The organism is Collinsella phocaeensis (assembly GCF_900119895.1).
In the GTDB taxonomy this organism is placed as follows: Bacteria; Actinomycetota; Coriobacteriia; order Coriobacteriales; family Coriobacteriaceae; genus Collinsella; species Collinsella phocaeensis.
In genome coordinates this window covers 151,973-168,433 of record NZ_FQLR01000003.1, presented here as the reverse complement: position 1 = coordinate 168,433, position 16,461 = coordinate 151,973, and the positions used below count along the sequence as shown (strand labels likewise).

Genomic DNA, 16,461 nt, shown 5'->3' with positions numbered 1-16,461 from the left:
TCTCGGTTCGTTGATTTTCCAGATTGTAGACCATCCCGAGTTGCAAAACACGAACAGACGTTCTATTATGATGGAACGCAAACGATCGAGGTCGCGCGGGGAGCGCGCCTTCCGTATGGAGGAGAGGCTATGTCCGTCCTGTTCATCGAGTACCCCAAGTGCACCACCTGCAAGAAGGCCAAGAAGTGGCTCGACGAGCACGGGGTGGATTACACCGATCGTCATATCGTGGAGGACAACCCCACCGCAGAGGAGCTCGCCAGCTGGCAGCAGCGTTCGGGGCTACCGCTGCGCCGCTTCTTCAACACGAGCGGCATGAAGTACCGCGAGCTCGGCATCAAGGCCCAGCTGGATGCCGGCATGAGCGACGAGGACGCGTTTGCGCTCCTGGCGACCGATGGCATGCTGGTGAAGCGCCCGCTGGTTGTCGGCGACGACTTCGTGCTGGTCGGGTTTCGCGAGGAGGCGTGGACCGAGGCGCTGCTCTAGGCAGCGTCTCGGGCCCGTACGGCCGCAGCGTTAGATCAGACCGATGCTCGAGAGGCGCCAGAGCACGATGCCCACGAGCGCGATGCTGGCGACGATGTCGACGATGCCCATTACGAGGCCGGCGCGCGCGACCGCGGGCCATGGGGAGTTCTGCTTGCGCGCAAAGATGGACAGCGCGATGGCCACGATGCCTGCAAGAACGCTGAGGAGCCAGCTGACGTAGCCTCCCAAGATGAGGCCGACGATGCCGAAGATGACGGACGCGACGGGCAGTCCGGGGTTTCCGTATGCGGGCGCATCCTGCGATTCGGGGACCTCGGTGCCATCGGGACCGTCATGCTCGCCGGCGGATTCGTCTCTATCGGCGGATGCAGAAGCTGCTCCGTCCGCACCTTCGGCCATGGACGGCGCGCAGTCGGCAGATGCGGATCGATCCTCGACCTCGGGGCGCTCCTCGGCGCTCGGCTCGGTCTCGTTGCAGATGTCGCGTTCGCTCATGAGGGGCTCCTGTCGCGAATTGAGGTCCGGCGGACTCGAGCCGCCGCATGTGCGTTCTCATGGCAGAATAGCAGCTTGCGCTTCGGTCATGAGGAGTGTGTATGGAAATCTGCTCGGCGGCGGTGTTTTCGGGTGCGGTGCCTGTGCTAGGGTCGCATGCGAATCATCGATGAGAGGAGGCGGCGCCCATGATCGATGCAACGAGGCTCGAGGAGTTTGCGCAAGCGGTCGCTGCGGGCACGTTGGAGCCTGCGGAGCTCGTCGCCCGTGTGCGAGCGGCGGCTATCGTGGATGCGGGGTGCGCGAGGCTCGACGGGGAGCGCGCGTTGCGTTGCGGGGCGGCCGAGGTTGTCTACGGGGCGGGGAAGACCGCCGGGCAGATCGCGGAGATTCTCCGCGCGCTCGCGGAATCCTGCCAGGAGCGCGTGCTCGTGACGCGATTGGATGAGCAGAAGGCCGCGGCGGTGCGCGCATCTGGCATCGAGTTGACATATCGCCCGGGAGCGCGCATCGCCTATACCGGCAGCCTGCCCGAGCCCGACGGCGACGGGACCATCTTGGTCCTCAGCGCGGGCACGAGCGACGCGCCCGTGGCCGAGGAGGCCTGCCAGACCGCTCGATTTCTGGGCAACCGCGTGAAGCTCGTGCAGGATGTCGGAGTCGCCGGGATACACCGTCTTCTCGCGTGCGGGGACGACATCGCCCGCGCCCGGGTCATCATCGCCGTCGCCGGGATGGAGGGCGCTCTTGCGAGCGTGGTCGCCGGCCTTGCGGCGTGCCCGGTCATCGCGGTGCCCACGAGCGTGGGCTATGGGGCGAACCTGGGCGGCGTCACGGCGCTGCTCGCCATGGTCAACAGCTGCGCGAGCGGCGTCTCCGTGGTCAATATCGACAATGGGTTCGGGGCGGCTTACCAGGCATCCCTGATCAATCATCTCGCCGGAAGGGGCGCATGCGCATGAGGGACGGCCAAGGGCGAGTTCTGTACCTGGAGTGCGCGGGCGGCGTGGCGGGCGATATGCTCGCGGGGGCCCTGCTCGATTTGGGCGACGAGTCCGACGAGCAGGCGGTGCGCGCGGCGCTGGAAAGCCTGCCGGTCGACGGGTACGAGATCGCGATCTCGCATGTATCCCGTGCGGGCATCGCGTGTTGCGATTTCGACGTGGTGTTGGACGCTGAGCACGAGAACCACGATCACGATATGGCATACCTGCACGGGCAGGGGCAAGAGGGCGCGCATGCGCACGGTCGCCATCATGCCCAGGGGCATCATGACGATCTCGCGTCTTCCCACATCCACGTGCACGCCGGCCGTGCGCACGGCCATCGCGGCATCGCAGATATCGAGCGGATGCTCCGGGGCGCGCATGCCCTGACGGATTCTGCTCGGGCGCTTGCGCTCGACGCCTTCCGCATCCTCGCCGATGCCGAGGCCTCCGCCCACGGTATCCCCGTTGATGAGGTGCATTTCCACGAGGTGGGGGCGGTCGACTCGATCGCGGACATCGTTGCCGTCTCGGTGCTCGTCGACCGGCTCGCGCCCGACTGCGTCGTCGCCGGCCCCTTGCCCGCCGGCGGCGGCACCGTGCGCTGCCAGCACGGTATCATCCCGGTTCCCGCTCCGGCCACGGTGAACATATGCGCCGCCTGCGGGCTGGAGCTGCGGCCCGGGTCGGTTGAGGGCGAGCTCACGACGCCGACGGGCGCCGCCTTGCTGGGCGCGATGCGGCCCGGCGGCAGTCTTCCCGTGCGCTACCGCGTGCGCGCGGTGGGCTGCGGAGCCGGTAAGCGCAGTTACGGCGTGCCGTCGATCCTGCGCGCGATGCTGATCGAGCCCGCTGATGCCCCGCTCGACCTGTCCCGTGAGACGGAAGCGCCCCGTGCCGTGGTGAAGCTCGAGTGCGATATCGATGACGAGACGCCCGAGGTGCTCGCCTACGCGGCGGAGCGGATCCGCGCGGCAGGTGGGCGCGAAGTGCACTGGGTTCCGGTTTTCGGCAAAAAGGGGCGCGCGTGCTTCGAGCTCCAGGTCGTATGCGATCCCGCCGACGCTGCCGCGGTCGAGGACGTCATCTTCCGGGAGACGACCACCCTGGGCATACGGAGGTGCGTCATGGAGCGCACGGTGCTTGCGCGCGAACTCGTGCGCGTCGAGACTCCATACGGCGCGGTGACGGTAAAGCGCGCCGTGCTGCCCGGAGGCGGTCTGCGCGCTACGCCGGAGTACGAGGATTGCGCCCGTTGCGCCGAGGAGTCCGGAGTCCCCTTGCGCGAGGTGGTGCGTGCGGCGCTTCGGGCCGCAGAGGCCGGGTGCTAGAATCGGGGACGCGGGCGGCTGCGCCGCCATCCATCTATGATCCTATGATCCAGGAGGCAGCATGAAGGTCCTGATCGCTTCCGATATTCACGGGTCCGCGTATTGGGCGGCTCGCCTTATAGAGGCCGTCGGGGAGGAGCGCCCCGATGCCGTGGTGCTTCTCGGCGATGTGCTCTACCACGGTCCCCGCAACGACCTCCCGCGCGACTACGCGCCCAAGCGCGTCATCCCGATGTTGAACGAGCTCGCCGCCTCGACGCGCCTGATCGCCGTCCGCGGCAACTGCGAGGCCGAGGTGGACCAGATGGTTCTCGAGTTTCCCTGCATGGCGGATAGCGCGAGCATCGTCGACGAAAACGGCCGTGAGCTCTTCTGCACGCACGGGCACGTGTTCGGCGCGGGCATGCACAACAGCGTGGACCGTGTCCCTGCCCTGAGGGCGGGTTCGGCGATCGTGTACGGGCACACGCACATCAAGGTCAACGAGGAGAGCGTCAATCATCCCGGGATCTGGCTGTTCAACCCCGGAAGCGTCTCCATCCCCAAGGACGGGTCGCACAGTTACGGGGTGTACGAGAGCGGTAAGGCGCTTGGGGAGTCGTTCCGCCATGTGGTCCTCGAAAAGGCCGCAACGGATGACTCGACGCTCGAGAGGACCTCTTCGGCTCTGCGTCATTTCACATGCGCGACGAAGGGGATGCCGGATCGCGAGCGCATGGCGCGCTACGAGAACCAATAAGTGCTTGTCGGCCCGTCCGGTTCGGTCGGTGCCCATCCGAAGGGAGCGCATGATGGCGCTAAAGATGCGCGATGTGAATGCAGGAAGCTTGTCGGAGATGCTGGGGGAGGACGCCGCGTCCGCCCGCCGCGACGAGAGCACGCTTGCGGATGCGTGCCGTGAGGTCCAAGCGCTCGTCGAGACGATCTGGCGCCTACGCCAGCCCGACGGCTGTCCTTGGGATCGCGAGCAGACGCATGCGAGCATTGCCAAGAACATGATCGAGGAGGCCTACGAGGCGGTCGACTGCATCGAGGCGGGCGACCCGGCGCACCTTCGCGAGGAGCTGGGCGACGTTCTCATGCAGGTGGTCCTGCACGCGCAGATAGCTGCCGATGCCGGCGAGTTCACCATGGCCGACGTCGCGCGCGACATCAACGAGAAGCTCATCCGTCGTCATCCCCATGTATTCGGTGAGCGCGCGGGTGCAGGCTCCGCAGACGAGGTCTTGGCGATCTGGGATACCGTGAAGCTCGCCGAGAAGGGTGCGAAGGACGCTGCGGCGGATGCCTCGGGCGCACGTCCCGAGGGGCTGCTCGACGGCGTGCCGTGTGCGCTGCCGGCGCTCATGCAGGCCCAGAAGGTGTCCCGCAAGGCCGCCGCGCTCGGATTCGAGTGGGATACCGTCGGGGCGGTATGGGACAAGGTCGCCGAGGAGCGCGCGGAGTTCGAGGCCGAGGAGCCTGGGAGCGCGGAGCGCGAGATGGAGTTCGGAGATCTGCTCTTCGCGCTGGTGAACGTCGCCCGCAAGGAGGGGATCGACGCCGAGAGCGCGCTGCGCGCGAGCACCGCCAAGTTCCGTTTCCGCTGGGCGGCCATGGAGGATGCGGCCTACGGTCGCGGCATCGCGCTCGAGGGATTGGGCACCGAGCGGCTCAACGAGCTATGGGATGAGGTCAAGCGCGCCTAGGCGACCGCCCCATCGAAACGAATCGCCCCGCACGCCACGATTGCCGGCGTGCGGGGCGATTTTGTGCATCGGACAGGTGCGGCTGTGCGGGGAGGACCGGATGTGGGCGCTGCGGCGGGCCCTGGCGAGCGCGCGGCGCGCAATCCGGTCGACGGGTCGGATGCTAGCGCTCGAACCGGATCCAGCGAAGTCCGAAGGCGGCGCCGGCGCAGGCGAGGGCGACTCCCAAGCCGGTGTAGAACACGGCGATGAAGGGCTCGGGGGCGAGGCCGAAGAAGCGGATGGAGATGCCTCCGGTCATCATGATCGCCATGATGACGAAGGAGGGAACATCGAAGAACGAGAGGAAGAACCGCCGCTCATCGCCATAAGCCTCGATGCGGTCGCTGTGCTTGGAGACGAGCTTTCCGAAGACGAAGGTCCAGAACACGACGCCGATGACGACGCTGAGGCCGATGTTGATAAGGTTGAGGTGGCCGGAGCCGTAGGCCTCAAGTCCGATGCGAACGATGTTGATGCCGGCGATCAGCCAGACGATGCCGGCGATCAGGAGCAGGGTGCGGTTGCGCACGGTGAGAAGCTGCATGGTGCACATCCTTTCTGACGGTACGGAGGACTTGCGCAGGGCTCGGGCGATCGGGCGACCCTATGCGCGGCGGGGACGAAAGACGACGAGGGCGGCGATGCCGGCGACGACGAGGCTCGCGAGCGTCGCGGGAAGGGAAGCGAGCTTGATGGCCGGGATGCCGACGAGCATGCCGATGACATAGGGAACGAGCCAGACGACCCAGACGGCGGCACTGAAGCGATGGAACGTGCGCTCGCGCTCGAGAGCGCGCTCGCTGCGGTTGCGCCCCTGCACGAAGACGACAGTGGCCCAGAGCGCATGGAAGAGCATGAGCACGATCGCAGCCAGACCGGTGACCCCATGGATGGCGGGGGCTGCCGTGGAGCTCGAGCGCGCTATCACGGTCATAAGCGTGGTGCCGGTGGTATCGCAGGCAAGGCCGAGCCAGAAGAAAGCGAGGTGGATGCCGCGCAGCCTGCTGTCAGCGCGCTCCTTGAAGACGCCGATGGTGTAGAGGATGAGGGCCCCCGTGATGGCGAGGCTCGCGGTCATAAGCAGTGGCGACATGGTGTTATCCCTTTCGATCCCGTGTGGGTGCGTATATAATGAACATCGTTCATCTGAACGGCGTTCATAGTAGAGATGCCGTTCGCGGCGCACAAGGGCGAATCGGCATACAGCCGGAACAACCTGAACGCTCCACGCCGTGGTTCAGATGAGCGAAGGCGGGCGATTCGGCCTCGCTCGAGCCGCATGGGAGGGGAAGGCCATGGGAAGCAAGGCGTCGATCACCAAGGCGCAGATTGTTGACGTCGCATACGAGCGTGCCCGCGAGAACGGTTTGGGATCGCTGACGGTGCGTGCCGTCGCGGATGCGTGCGGCGTGGCGACGGGGACCATATACAACCATGTCGTCGATATCGCGGCGCTTCGCACGGAGGTGCTGCAGCGCTTCTGGAGCCGTGCCGTCGCAGGCGCGAAGCTCGACGAATGCGCGCGGGATGCGGGGACCGCCCTGGAGTTCTGCCGCAGGCTCTCCGAGGCGCTCGAGCAGACGCTTCGGGGGTTCCGGGATAACTGGCTGCGCGACCTGGGGGGCCTGGACGCGCGGACCAGGATGCGCGCCGCAGAGGCCGAGCGCGCGTGCTTCGAGGACCTGCGCGGCCACGTGCGCCACGCGTTCGAGCTCGACCCCAAGATCTCCGAGGACGTTCGGCGCAACGTCGATATGGGCGCGGTGGGCGATTATGCATGGGCGTCGCTGCTCGAAGGGGTCAAGTGTGGCGACGGGTCGTGCGAGACGCTCTTTTCGCTGCTCGAGCTCGCGCTGTACCGGGCTTAGCGGCAGCACGGCCGCCTCGCTCTGTCCGTGCGGCTGGCTGAGGGGCTGGTCGCGCGCCGCGCTGCGCGAAGCGCAAAGCCTGCACAACTGGCTGCGCCACGCGTGGTATAACTAAGGCCACAACAACGCGCAAACACACTCCAAACATAGCAAGGCGCATCGATGAGCACATACCGCAACAACAATTTGTCTCTCGCTTCCGCGACGACGGGCCGTGCCCCGGGTTCTTTCGGCACCTCGAGCGATGCCGGGACCCACAGGGAACCTCGCCCGACGAACTTCGCGCAGGCGGGTGCACCGCGGGGCGCCCGCCGCTCCGAGGAGCAGCCGCCGCGCCCGGAGCGCACGGCCTCTCGCGGAAGGGCCTCGCGTGGGAAGGCGAAGCGCGCGGCGCAGGGAGGCGCTTCCCGTGCATCGGTGCGCCCCAGCAGCTTCATGAAATACGCCGCGGACAACCGTCTTGTCCAGGCTATCTACGCGTTCACGACGGGTGCGACCAAGCCGTTGTTCATCTCGATCGTGGTCGTATGCCTCGCCGTCGGGTTGTATGGCCCCGTACGCGACTATTACGTAGCCTGGCGCGCGGGCGGGATCCTGGAGCAACAGGTCGATATTCGCGAGGGCTACAACGGCGGCCTCAAGTCGGAGGTCGACGCCTACCTCACCGATGAGGGCGTAGAGGATGCGGCCCGACGGGATCTCGGCCTGGTCAAAGAGGGCGAGACCCGTATCGAGGTGACAGGCACGGACGACGCTTCGGACGCGGCCGCTTCGGATGGGGTGTCCACGTCCGCTGAAGCCGATGAGGCCGAGGCCCAGGTGGCGCAGGAAGCCCCGTGGCACCTCAAGATGCTCGACGCCATCTTCGGATTCACCGGCGTGGACGGACAATCGGTGGCGTCGACAGGCGACGCCAGCTAACTGCAAAAGGAGATACCCGTGCGCATCGCGGCGATCGATTTGGGCACCGTGTCCTCCCGTCTGCTGCTGGGGGAGGTTGAGGGCGGCACCGCTCTGAACTGGCATACCACGACCCGCATCACGGATCTTGGTGAAGGCGTCGACGCGACCGGCAGGCTCTCCGCGGGGGCGATGGCGCGCGTGGCGGATGCCTGCGCCGAGTTTATCGACAGGGCGCGGGACTACGGAGCTAAAGTAGTCTCGACGACCCTTACCAGCGCGGCACGTGATGCCGAAAACGGGGAAGATTTGCTGGACGTCCTGCGCGCGCTCGGTCTCGCTCCTTGTGTGATCGCAGGAGAGACGGAGGCCCGACTGACATTTTTCGGCGTCGCGCACGATTTCGCGGGCGAGCGCATCTTGGTGGCCGATTCTGGGGGCGGATCGACCGAGCTTGCGCTGGGAGGGTACCTTCCGGGCGAGCCGTTGTCTCTTGATCGGGCGGTCTCGCTCGATTTGGGGTGCCGGCGCATCACGGAGCGGTTTCTCGCCAGCTCTCCCATTCCCGCAGACGGGGAAATCCGAGAGGCCGCGCGCTGGGCAAACGCCATGCTGGCCGCGGCGCTTGCCGATGTGCCCGCGCGCCCTGGCCGCCTCGTGGCGGTGGGCGGCACGGCGACGACGCTGGTTGCGATGGCCTGCGGCCTTGCGGTCTATGACCCCGCATACGTCCATCTGCACGCACTGACGGCCGCGGACGTGAACCGTTGCATCTCGCTGATGACGGGCAAGACCGCGGCGGAGATCGCGGAGCTTCCCGGGGTGCAGGCAAAGCGTGCCCCGGTTCTTCTCGGCGGAGCGCTCATTGTGCGTGAGCTGCTGGCAGCGGGCGGTTACAGCGAGCTCACCGTCAGTGAGAACAGCCTGTTGGCGGGCATGGCGGCGACGATCGCCGAGATCCTGGATGGCCGGATCGCCGCCGTCGGCTGGACACCGGATCTCATGAGGCTGTAGGCGCGCGGCATCCGCGGCGCCCTCTATCGAGAAAAAGCGAAGCGGGCCCCTTGCCGGGACCCGCGATTGCACATGGTAGGGGCGGTGGGACTCCGCGTGCGGCTGCGCCGCCCGCGCCCCGCTTCGGGCCCCTCGGGCCCTCGCGCGCTCCGCCGGCAAACGGCTCCGCCGTTTCCTCGGCTCCGCGCCCTCTCGGGTTCGATTCCGCGCATCAGGCCCGAAAACGAAGCGGGCCCCTAGTCGGGGCCCGCGATTTCACATGGTAGGGGTGGTGGGACTCGAACCCACAATCCTTTCGGCCGAAGATTTTAAGTCTCCTGCGTATGCCAATTCCGCCACGCCCCCGCAAGGGTTTAGTGTAGCACGCCGTGCCCGCAAGGGGGTCGGGACGGGTTCACGAGGCTAGCCGCGCACGTTCTTGAGGTGTTCGTTGCGGCGCTCCATGTCGCCGCGCATCTCGTACTGCAGGGCGAGGAGGTACTCAAGCTGTCCGCGGCGGGCGCCCTTGGCGGTTTGGAGCTCGTGTTCCATCTCGTCGATGTGGGAGGCCCGCTTGAGCAGGACGACGTCGTACAGCTGGCGGCATTCGCGCTGCTTGCCGGCGAGCTTCTTGTCATCCCAGCTCTCGATCTCGTCGAGCATCGCCTTGGCGCGCTTGGTCTTGCCCTCGCTCACGTATATGTTGAGCGCCTTGACCACAAGGTCGATGCGCTGCGCCCGGCTCGCCTTCTGCGTGAGCAGCCCGTCGAGCACGCGTCCGGCCGCCTTGGTGTCGCCTTTGACGAGATAGGCGTTGAGGCGTAGGTACTCACGGTTGTACTCGGGGAAGAGGTAGCGGACGAGCTTGGAGTCGAGCAGCTCGAACAGCTCGTCGAAGCGCTTCTGGTTGAGCAGCGTCTGCATCTGCATGAAGCGGCGCCGCTTGAGCGCGGTAATCGCGAGTGATGCGATGGCCAGGATGACGAACAGGGCGATGGTGATCTGGGTGAAAAGCTTCATGGGTTCATCGCATGCAGGTGTACGTGTGCGGCATATTGTAGGCGATGCCGGACCGCCGCTCCAGCAGTATTCCCCGTGAAGGCGCCCCGTGCATGCTACCATGGCCGAAGTACTCCACCGTGGCGAAGGGAACGCTGTGAAAAAGATCGTTGTGGCATGCGGCAGCGGCGTCGCGACCTCGATGGCGGTGGCCGAGAAGCTGTCCGCGTTTTTGGACGGGCAGGGCCTTGCGGGGGCGTACCGTATCGTGCGCTGCCCGATGTCGCGCGTGCTCTCGGAGTGCGCGGACGCCGCGATGCTCATGGCTACGACCCCGGCGCCCATCGGCGTGACGTGCGAATACGTGAGCGCCGTTTCATTCCTAACCGGCATGGGACAGAAGGATGCCGAGCGGCGCGTGCTGGCTATCATGGGTGCATGGCCAATCGTCCACAAGGAGCGGCCCGACGAATACGGGCCAGGAGAGAGGGGAGCCATCATGGCGGATACCAAGCGAGAGAGCCCGGTCGAGCTGTTCGATATGTATGTCGCCCATATCGGCATCAACGCCGAGGATCCGGCGGATGCGAACCGCATCGCCGAGCGCTTTGCGACGCTGATGGGGCTCGAGGCGCGCGATACCCCGAAATCGGTGTTCTCGGGCACGCTGGTCGAGACGATGAAGCAGAACGGCCGCGGCGCGAACGGGCACATCGGGTTCCATGTGAACGACCTCGATGCCGCTGGCGCTTGGTTCGCCGAGCGCGGTTTCGAGCTCAACGAGGAGACGCGTACGCTCAACGAGGACGGCAGCCCCCGTCTCATCTACTTCAAGGAGGAGATCGGCGGCTTCGCCATCCACCTTACGACCGACAAGTAGATTCCGGGCACCGTGTTCGTGCTTCGCTGCAAGATTTTGAAAATACCCCTTGCGGCGGCCACAAGGTTTGCTATTATTTAACAGCACGCGGGCGTGGCGGAATTGGCAGACGCGTATGGTTCAGGTCCATATGGGGGCAACCCCGTGAAGGTTCAAGTCCTTTCGCCCGCACCATAGAATGTTAAAGGCTCCAGAGATGGAGCCTTTTTCATTAAAGGGCGGTTGTGAAAACCACGATGTTGTGGGTCCGGGTTTTCAGCCCGAGGCCGTTTCCGTTTCCAGCTCGAGCGGCGCGATGGCCGGTGAGCCCCGGTCGTGCGGCTGGGAAGCGGGCTCGGGGCGGCCGAATGCGAAAATCGGGAAAGATATCGATCTAGTTGTCTCCGAGCACACTCTTTCTAAGAGGGCGGGCACCGAACCGAACCGTGTATATGCGTTCTGGCTGCTTTCTCGACCGGGTTTTTGACCAGGTCCATATTTCCGTATGGGACGCGCGGCCTTATCCGAGATTATCGGCGCCGGTTCAGCGGCTTTCGGTGCCGGGGCCATGCCGTCCGAGGTAAGGATCCGGGGCAACCGGGGTAAAGATCCAGGCTGCCCGGCACCTCCCGGCTCCGGGTACCGCCGGTGTCAATCGACTCGCATGCGCCCTCAGTGCGGAACGGGACCGCTCCGCTCGCAATGCGCTGTCCAAAAGGTGGCGTGTGCGTTCAGCCCGTGTTCGTCCGATTGCCGACAGCATGGTACGATGCCTGGGTACATTATGCGCGTGCGGCGAAGGCACCGCGTCGCCGGTCTCTCTGCAGGTCCCCCGAGAGACGTTCTGCAGGCAGGAGTCGTGATGTATGCCCCACGCGCCGTTCGCACCCGGTTGCGCAAGACCGCGCTCACGCCGCGTCTGGTCGGGCTCGTCACCTTCTCCTTTTCTTTGCTGGGCCTCGGCATGGCGAGCTATGCCGCGACGCTGCCCTCGCTGGTCGAGATCGCCGAGCGCGTCGAATCCGGCGGAAGGTTCCAGGCGGTCGCGACCGGCTGGCTCAGCGTCTCGATTGGATCGAAGGGTTCCGGTGGATCTGACGGAGACTCGTCTAAAGATGCCGGTGATGATACCAAGCAAGATGGGGACGCAGGCAAGGACGCATCGACATCGAAGAGCCCCTTGGGCGGAGCCTCCTTCAGCGGCATCAAGACCCCTGCGGGCACGATTGACGGCGACGCCGGTGACGGGGAGCCGTCTGAGGGTTCCAGCGGATCCGGCGGCGACGCTGCGTCCAGCGGTGCGTCCGGCGGCTCGAACTCGGGCGGCACGGGTAACGGTGGGATGGCGAACGGCGGAGGTTCCGGCGACGGAGCCGGCAGCGTCCCCGACGAGCCGTCTGTACCCGAAACTCCCACGGAGCCTCCTGTGACGGAGGAGAAGGAGCAGGAGGTCTACAGCGCCCTCTATGCGAAGGCGAGCCTCATCGACGGCTACGTTTCCCGCATCAACGCAGCGACCCAGTCCTTCAACAGCGATTGCCTTGCCTCTCAGGACCTGCGCCGACAGCGCTACGTCGAGGTGGACGGCCTCATGAATGCGGCGCTGGGCGAGTACCTCGCGGTGCGCGATGGCATCGACGTGCCCAACGCGTCGCGTTGCAAGGATGCGCAGGGCGACCTGATCAACATGTACCGCCTGCTCACCGAGTATTGCGCCACGCTGCGCGAGGCGTGGGGGATCAACAAGGAGCTCGCGGACCCCGCGGCGAACGTCGACGCGTTCATGGCTCCCATCCGCGCGGAAGAGGTCAACGGGGTCAACCGCCAGCTGGCGGAATTCCAACAGGTTTACGGAAGGTTTTCGCTGTGAGTGAGCTATCGGGACAACAGGCCGACGAGCCCCTGTCGGGTGACGGGGCGTCGATCGCTGCGGCCGCGGACGGCTTCCCTCGCGGTGCGCGCCTGGTGCGCCTGGAGGAATTCGAGGAGCCGTTCCGCATGGAGTCCGGTGAGCGCGCGGCGTACCGCCGCCGATTCTCCGCCCTGTTCGTGGATGACTCGACTACGTGCCGCGGCGGCCTGGGCGCCGTGACGCGCGCTTCCAACGCGATGGGGGAGACCTGTGCGCTCAAGACGCTCATCATGCCCGAGCGGGCGGAGTCCGAAGACGACGCCGCGTACGCCGCGCGCTGCGAGCTTGCGTGCGCGGCGTTCCGCGCGGAGTACGAGACCCTGTCTGGGTTCAAGGGTTTTTCCAAGCTGTTCGGCTTCGCGCAGGTCGAGGGAGCCCCTGCGATCGTCATGGAATGGGTCGAGGGCGTGACGCTCGCCAAGGCGGCGCGCGTGCTTGCCGTCGACGAGGACGGAAGGCTGTCCCCGCTTGTCGCCGCGCGCCTCGGCCGCGACCTGTTCGGCCTGCTCACCCGTCTCGAACTCGTAGGCGAGGGGGTTCGTCCATCGCGATATCTCGCCATCGAACATCTTGGTGCGCACCAACCACCTGTCCGTCGCCGAGCAGGCGGACGAGGGCACGTTCGACCTCTGTCTGATCGACTTCGGTTCCTCGGTGAGCCTCGATCCGCCGACGGCATCGGGCTATACCGCGCGCTGCGCCATGATGCGCTGCGCGACCGCGGATTACGCCCCGCCGGAGATGCTGACCGTCGACCTGCCCGACCTGACGGAGCTGAGGAAATCCGCGAAGATCGACGTCTACGCCGCGGCGAGCGTCATCTTCGGGCTCGCGGGCGGAAGCGCCCCGTATGACCTGGGTGCGCACGCCGACGCGTCCCCGTACCGCATCAAGACGGACGGGGACGCCGCGGCCGCTCGTCATGGCGCATGAGGCTGCGGTCGATGTGCGCGAGGTCACGGCGTCCGAGCCGGAGGTCGCCGCGGTTGCGGACGGAGCGCTGCTGGACATGAGGGACGAGCATGATGTCGCCGACTTGTGCCGCGCCCTCGTTCGCGTTGATGCGCAGCTCGCGGACATCTTGCGCGAAGGCCTGGCTCCGTCCCAGCGGGACCGCTCCACGGCGGAGCTCCTGCGCAACCGGTTGTCGTCGTTTTGCGCCCAGTACGGGCAGAATGCGCTGCACGCCCTGCGCGGCGAGCCGCTCATCCCGTGCGCGGACGGTGCGGACGGCTGGCTGCCCGTTGCCCCGAGGGTCGTGAACCGTCTGGTGGCGTGGTCGGGCTTGCCCTCTCCGCTGTGGCGCTGCTCGCCGTCTGCGGCTTGACGGGCCTTCTGCTCGACGGCGCGACCGCGACGCTGCGGGTGGGTCCGTTTGCCGTCGAGGCCGAGCTCACGATGGGTTGGATCGCGTGCATCCTCGCGCTGCCGGCAGCGTCCGGTCTGGCGGCGCGCGCTCTGGGACGCGACGCGCGCAGCCGCTTCGCGTGCGGGACGGCCGCACTGGTCCTGGTCGCCGCGGCCCTGCTCGCCGTAGCGGCGAACGTGGAGTTCGCAGGCGAGAGCGGCAGGTTGCCCTTGATGTCCGCGGTGTTTTTCGCCGCGGCGGCAGGATGGTGCCCGCTGGTGCTCGAGCTCGCAACGCTTTCGGATCCCGGTGCGGCATCACGGCTGCAGCCGGAGCTTCCCGAGGCGGCCCAATATGTTGTCGGCGGCGCGCCCGCGCCCGCCGTCGAATCGATGCAAGGTGAGGTGTCCGATGCAGCTGATGCGCTCTAGCGAGTTGACTCCGTGCGGCGCGCTCTTCGACGTGCTCAAGCGCTATGGGGGCGTCAGCCACAAAGAACTCGCCGCCATGATCTTGTCCGAGCGCCCGCTCCTCGATGGGCGCAGCCCGGCGAGTCGCGCGTCCGACCGCACCTGGGTGTCGCGATCCATCGTCCATGCTCCGGTGAGTGCGGTGCAGGAGGGCTATTTCAGGGATTACGGGGTCGCGGCGCGGCGGATCGTCGACCGCCTGCACGCCTTCCGGGCCGGTACCTCTTCGTACTCCGATATCCTCCGCATGGTCTGCGGGGAGCCGGGAGAGACGATGGTCCAGGCGCTCGAGCGATGCCAGGGCGATATCCGCCTGTACCGCAACGCGCTCGAGCGCATGCGGCATGGCGAGGGCTACACCGCCGGCGAGCGAGCCGAGACGGCCATGGTGCTGTTCGTTGCGGCGGGATGCTCGGCGAGCGTCACCAAGGCGGTCGATTACACCACGAGCTACATCCGCTCCGTCATGGGGGGAAGGCTGGGCACGCCTACGTCGTGCCCGGTTCCGCTCACCGTTGCCCACGAGGATGTCGAGGTGGCGCTGCCCTGCGCCATGGGCTTCGTCCGCGTGGAGGACGGGCGCATCTCGAGCGGTCCCCACTGGGTGTCGTCTGACAGCCAGGGTGCCGAGGTCGGAGCCCTGGTCACGGGGCCCATGGATATCACGGACGTGGCGGGTGACGTCTCGGCGCGGCACGCGCGCGTGTGGTACGAGCGGGGAGGATCGTCGGACGGTTCCGGCTCCGGCCGCTGGCTGCTGTCCGACCTCGACTCGAGCAACGGGACCGTCGTGATCGACGGCGGCACCGGAGCACCCGTGCGCCTGGAAGGCGATGCGGCTGTCGAGATCCATCCCGGCGACGAGGTCATCTTAGGTTCCAGCACCACGTTCATCTTGGTGGAGGGCGCTGCCGGCGTAGCCCGTTAACTTGAGGCGATATCGCCGGGGACGAGCGGATGCGATGCACGGCGACGCCCGGCCTGCCGCTGTTCTGGGCGGCAGGCCGGGCGTTTCTTGCAACCGTGGCTAACGTTTTCCGCGATCCCGCGATCCCGCGACCTGCTTACTTCAGGCGGTCGACGAAGAAATCCGCCATGCTGGAGAACAGCTCCTTGGCTTCAGCTTCCAGGTCGAGCGACGCGAGCCCCGCCTTCGCGCGCTCGGTGAGGTCATGCGCGTAGGTGCGCGCGAAGTCGAGTGAACCGGTGGCCTCGAAGATCGCGACGGCGCGGTCGAGATCCTCCCGTTCAGACGAGCCTGAGGTGAGGATCTTGAGCAGCTCGGCGCGCTGCGCTTCGGCGGCCGTCTCGAGCGCGTGCACGGCGATGAGGGTGCGCTTACCCTCGGTGATGTCGGTGCGGAAGTCCTTCTCGGTCGGGTCGCCGAGAAGGTTGAGCAGGTCGTCTTGGATCTGGAACGCAAGACCGGTGTCCATGCCGAACGCCCTCAGGCCCTCGATCTGCGTCTCGTCGCCGCCGCCGATGATGGCGCCGCAGGCCAAAGGGATCGCTCCGCTGTAGTAGGCGGTCTTGCGCGAGGCCATGGCGAGGTAGTCCGCGACGCCGATGTCGAAGCGCCCGTCGCGGACCCAGCCCAGGTCGAGCGCCTGGCCCTCGATGGTGCGGACGGTCATGTCGGACAGCTCGCCCAGGACGCGGAGCTTCACGGCGTCGTCGAGCGCGGGGTCGCGCAGGACGCTCGAGAACACGAGCGTCAGGTCGAGGTCGCCGCAGTTGATCGCGAGCCCTTCGCCTTCGGTGATGTGCAGGCAGGGCTTGCCGCGGCGCAGCTGGCCGTTGTCGGCGATGTCGTCGTGGATGAGCGCGGCGCTCTGGAAGTGCTCGATGGCGGCGGCGGCGGAGCGGGCGTGCTCCATGGAACCGCCCACGGCACGGCAGGCGAGCATGCAGATGAGCGGGCGATGGCGCTTGCCCGCGTTGTCGGAGTAGCGCTTGAGCGGAGCGTAGAGGTAGGTCTCGACGTCGGCGTTATCGGTCTGGTCGCAGAAGAACGAACCCAGGTAGGCGTCGAGATCGCCGGCGTGCTCGCGCAGAAACGTTGCGAAAAGGCCGTCCAT

The 16,461-nt window shown here is 66.7% G+C and carries 19 protein-coding genes, 2 tRNA genes and 1 pseudogene; 15 read left to right on the top strand and 7 right to left on the bottom strand.

The window, feature by feature from the left end; all coding sequences use genetic code 11:
* Positions 1-129 precede the first annotated feature (129 nt).
* The gene (locus BQ7355_RS01460; protein ID WP_072414595.1) at positions 130-489 is read left to right on the top strand and encodes an arsenate reductase family protein; all 360 of its coding nucleotides are present in this window, start codon (positions 130-132) and stop codon (positions 487-489) included.
* Between the two features lie 30 nt (positions 490-519).
* Here the strand turns inward: BQ7355_RS01460 and BQ7355_RS01455 are convergent, their stop codons facing one another.
* A complete protein-coding gene (locus BQ7355_RS01455; RefSeq protein ID WP_072414594.1) occupies positions 520-987 on the bottom strand; it encodes a DUF308 domain-containing protein in 468 nt (155 codons plus the stop codon).
* A 188-nt stretch (positions 988-1,175) separates the two neighbouring features.
* Here BQ7355_RS01455 and larB point away from each other — a divergent pair, with 188 nt between their 5' ends.
* From larB to mazG, 4 genes and pseudogenes are all read left to right on the top strand, one after another.
* On the top strand, positions 1,176-1,949 hold the full coding sequence (gene larB / locus BQ7355_RS01450) for a nickel pincer cofactor biosynthesis protein LarB (RefSeq protein ID WP_205407538.1): 774 nt from the start codon (positions 1,176-1,178) through the stop codon (positions 1,947-1,949).
* On the top strand, positions 1,946-3,304 hold the full coding sequence (larC, locus tag BQ7355_RS01445) for a nickel pincer cofactor biosynthesis protein LarC (protein ID WP_143761659.1): 1,359 nt from the start codon (positions 1,946-1,948) through the stop codon (positions 3,302-3,304). The genes larB and larC overlap by 4 nt, the downstream gene beginning before the upstream one ends.
* A gap of 61 nt (positions 3,305-3,365) precedes the next feature.
* A pseudogene (gene yfcE / locus BQ7355_RS01440) lies at positions 3,366-3,926 on the top strand (phosphodiesterase); the annotation flags it as partial.
* 214 nt (positions 3,927-4,140) lie between these two features.
* The gene (gene mazG / locus BQ7355_RS01435; protein ID WP_072414724.1) at positions 4,141-4,992 is read left to right on the top strand and encodes a nucleoside triphosphate pyrophosphohydrolase; all 852 of its coding nucleotides are present in this window, start codon (positions 4,141-4,143) and stop codon (positions 4,990-4,992) included.
* Positions 4,993-5,155: 163 nt separating this feature from the next.
* On the opposite strand, the gene BQ7355_RS01430 is transcribed toward mazG, so the two are convergent.
* Both BQ7355_RS01430 and BQ7355_RS01425 read right to left on the bottom strand, forming a co-directional pair.
* Positions 5,156-5,578: a hypothetical protein gene (locus BQ7355_RS01430; protein ID WP_072414592.1), complete on the bottom strand. Its 423-nt coding sequence runs from the start codon at positions 5,576-5,578 to the stop codon at positions 5,156-5,158.
* A 60-nt stretch (positions 5,579-5,638) separates the two neighbouring features.
* Positions 5,639-6,127 (bottom strand): HsmA family protein, encoded by a 489-nt coding sequence (locus BQ7355_RS01425; RefSeq protein WP_072414591.1) that lies wholly within the window; start codon positions 6,125-6,127, stop codon positions 5,639-5,641.
* A gap of 202 nt (positions 6,128-6,329) precedes the next feature.
* On the opposite strand from BQ7355_RS01425, the gene BQ7355_RS01420 reads away from it, so the two are divergent.
* From BQ7355_RS01420 to BQ7355_RS01410, 3 genes are all read left to right on the top strand, one after another.
* The gene (locus BQ7355_RS01420; RefSeq protein ID WP_072414590.1) at positions 6,330-6,902 is read left to right on the top strand and encodes a TetR/AcrR family transcriptional regulator; all 573 of its coding nucleotides are present in this window, start codon (positions 6,330-6,332) and stop codon (positions 6,900-6,902) included.
* Positions 6,903-7,337: 435 nt separating this feature from the next.
* On the top strand, positions 7,338-7,823 hold the full coding sequence (locus BQ7355_RS01415) for an FtsB/FtsL family cell division protein (RefSeq protein WP_072414723.1): 486 nt from the start codon (positions 7,338-7,340) through the stop codon (positions 7,821-7,823).
* 18 nt (positions 7,824-7,841) lie between these two features.
* Entirely contained in the window at positions 7,842-8,816 is a 975-nt protein-coding gene (locus tag BQ7355_RS01410) for a Ppx/GppA phosphatase family protein (protein ID WP_240307282.1), read from the top strand.
* A 260-nt stretch (positions 8,817-9,076) separates the two neighbouring features.
* Here the strand turns inward: BQ7355_RS01410 and BQ7355_RS01405 are convergent.
* Positions 9,077-9,161: transfer RNA gene (locus tag BQ7355_RS01405), tRNA-Leu, on the bottom strand.
* 57 nt (positions 9,162-9,218) lie between these two features.
* Positions 9,219-9,815, bottom strand: a complete 597-nt coding sequence (locus BQ7355_RS01400; RefSeq protein ID WP_072414588.1) for a hypothetical protein — start codon at positions 9,813-9,815, stop codon at positions 9,219-9,221.
* Positions 9,816-9,951: 136 nt separating this feature from the next.
* Here BQ7355_RS01400 and BQ7355_RS09450 point away from each other — a divergent pair, with 136 nt between their 5' ends.
* The 3 genes from BQ7355_RS09450 (at position 9,952) to BQ7355_RS01380 (ending at position 12,523) form a co-directional block, all read left to right on the top strand.
* Positions 9,952-10,674, top strand: coding sequence for a hypothetical protein (locus BQ7355_RS09450; protein ID WP_338027638.1), 723 nt, complete (start codon positions 9,952-9,954; stop codon positions 10,672-10,674).
* Between the two features lie 87 nt (positions 10,675-10,761).
* Positions 10,762-10,848: transfer RNA gene (locus tag BQ7355_RS01385), tRNA-Leu, on the top strand.
* A 667-nt stretch (positions 10,849-11,515) separates the two neighbouring features.
* Positions 11,516-12,523: a hypothetical protein gene (locus BQ7355_RS01380; protein ID WP_072414587.1), complete on the top strand. Its 1,008-nt coding sequence runs from the start codon at positions 11,516-11,518 to the stop codon at positions 12,521-12,523.
* A gap of 5 nt (positions 12,524-12,528) precedes the next feature.
* On the opposite strand, the gene BQ7355_RS01375 is transcribed toward BQ7355_RS01380, so the two are convergent.
* A complete protein-coding gene (locus tag BQ7355_RS01375; protein ID WP_143761655.1) occupies positions 12,529-13,149 on the bottom strand; it encodes a hypothetical protein in 621 nt (206 codons plus the stop codon).
* On the opposite strand from BQ7355_RS01375, the gene BQ7355_RS01370 reads away from it, so the two are divergent.
* Genes BQ7355_RS01370 through BQ7355_RS01355 form a run of 4 tightly spaced genes read left to right on the top strand, consistent with a single transcriptional unit; the run spans position 13,139 to position 15,311 of the window.
* Entirely contained in the window at positions 13,139-13,498 is a 360-nt protein-coding gene (locus BQ7355_RS01370) for a protein kinase family protein (protein WP_159430429.1), read from the top strand. The two genes, BQ7355_RS01375 and BQ7355_RS01370, sit on opposite strands and share 11 nt — an antisense overlap.
* Positions 13,488-13,892 (top strand): hypothetical protein, encoded by a 405-nt coding sequence (locus tag BQ7355_RS01365; RefSeq protein WP_072414584.1) that lies wholly within the window; start codon positions 13,488-13,490, stop codon positions 13,890-13,892. Before BQ7355_RS01370 ends, BQ7355_RS01365 begins: the two co-directional genes overlap by 11 nt.
* The gene (locus BQ7355_RS01360) at positions 13,841-14,344 is read left to right on the top strand and encodes a hypothetical protein (RefSeq protein WP_143761653.1); all 504 of its coding nucleotides are present in this window, start codon (positions 13,841-13,843) and stop codon (positions 14,342-14,344) included. The genes BQ7355_RS01365 and BQ7355_RS01360 overlap by 52 nt, the downstream gene beginning before the upstream one ends.
* Positions 14,334-15,311, top strand: coding sequence for an FHA domain-containing protein (locus BQ7355_RS01355; RefSeq protein ID WP_159430428.1), 978 nt, complete (start codon positions 14,334-14,336; stop codon positions 15,309-15,311). The genes BQ7355_RS01360 and BQ7355_RS01355 overlap by 11 nt, the downstream gene beginning before the upstream one ends.
* A gap of 136 nt (positions 15,312-15,447) precedes the next feature.
* Here BQ7355_RS01355 and BQ7355_RS01350 read toward each other — a convergent pair whose 3' ends face one another.
* Entirely contained in the window at positions 15,448-16,461 is a 1,014-nt protein-coding gene (locus tag BQ7355_RS01350) for a polyprenyl synthetase family protein (protein WP_072414581.1), read from the bottom strand.

Excerpts from the sequence above, each read along its gene's own strand:
- BQ7355_RS01460 (WP_072414595.1), top strand. The coding sequence starts at position 130 with ATGTCCGTCCTGTTCATCGAGTACCCCAAGTGCACCACCTGCAAGAAG.
- BQ7355_RS01455 (WP_072414594.1), bottom strand. The coding sequence starts at position 987 with ATGAGCGAACGCGACATCTGCAACGAGACCGAGCCGAGCGCCGAGGAG.
- larB (WP_205407538.1), top strand. The coding sequence starts at position 1,176 with ATGATCGATGCAACGAGGCTCGAGGAGTTTGCGCAAGCGGTCGCTGCG.
- larC (WP_143761659.1), top strand. The coding sequence starts at position 1,946 with ATGAGGGACGGCCAAGGGCGAGTTCTGTACCTGGAGTGCGCGGGCGGC.
- mazG (WP_072414724.1), top strand. The coding sequence starts at position 4,141 with ATGCTGGGGGAGGACGCCGCGTCCGCCCGCCGCGACGAGAGCACGCTT.
- BQ7355_RS01430 (WP_072414592.1), bottom strand. The coding sequence starts at position 5,578 with ATGCAGCTTCTCACCGTGCGCAACCGCACCCTGCTCCTGATCGCCGGC.
- BQ7355_RS01425 (WP_072414591.1), bottom strand. The coding sequence starts at position 6,127 with ATGTCGCCACTGCTTATGACCGCGAGCCTCGCCATCACGGGGGCCCTC.
- BQ7355_RS01420 (WP_072414590.1), top strand. The coding sequence starts at position 6,330 with ATGGGAAGCAAGGCGTCGATCACCAAGGCGCAGATTGTTGACGTCGCA.
- BQ7355_RS01415 (WP_072414723.1), top strand. The coding sequence starts at position 7,338 with ATGAAATACGCCGCGGACAACCGTCTTGTCCAGGCTATCTACGCGTTC.
- BQ7355_RS01400 (WP_072414588.1), bottom strand. The coding sequence starts at position 9,815 with ATGAAGCTTTTCACCCAGATCACCATCGCCCTGTTCGTCATCCTGGCC.
- BQ7355_RS01380 (WP_072414587.1), top strand. The coding sequence starts at position 11,516 with ATGTATGCCCCACGCGCCGTTCGCACCCGGTTGCGCAAGACCGCGCTC.
- BQ7355_RS01365 (WP_072414584.1), top strand. The coding sequence starts at position 13,488 with ATGGCGCATGAGGCTGCGGTCGATGTGCGCGAGGTCACGGCGTCCGAG.
- BQ7355_RS01355 (WP_159430428.1), top strand. The coding sequence starts at position 14,334 with ATGCGCTCTAGCGAGTTGACTCCGTGCGGCGCGCTCTTCGACGTGCTC.
- BQ7355_RS01350 (WP_072414581.1), bottom strand. The coding sequence starts at position 16,461 with ATGGACGGCCTTTTCGCAACGTTTCTGCGCGAGCACGCCGGCGATCTC.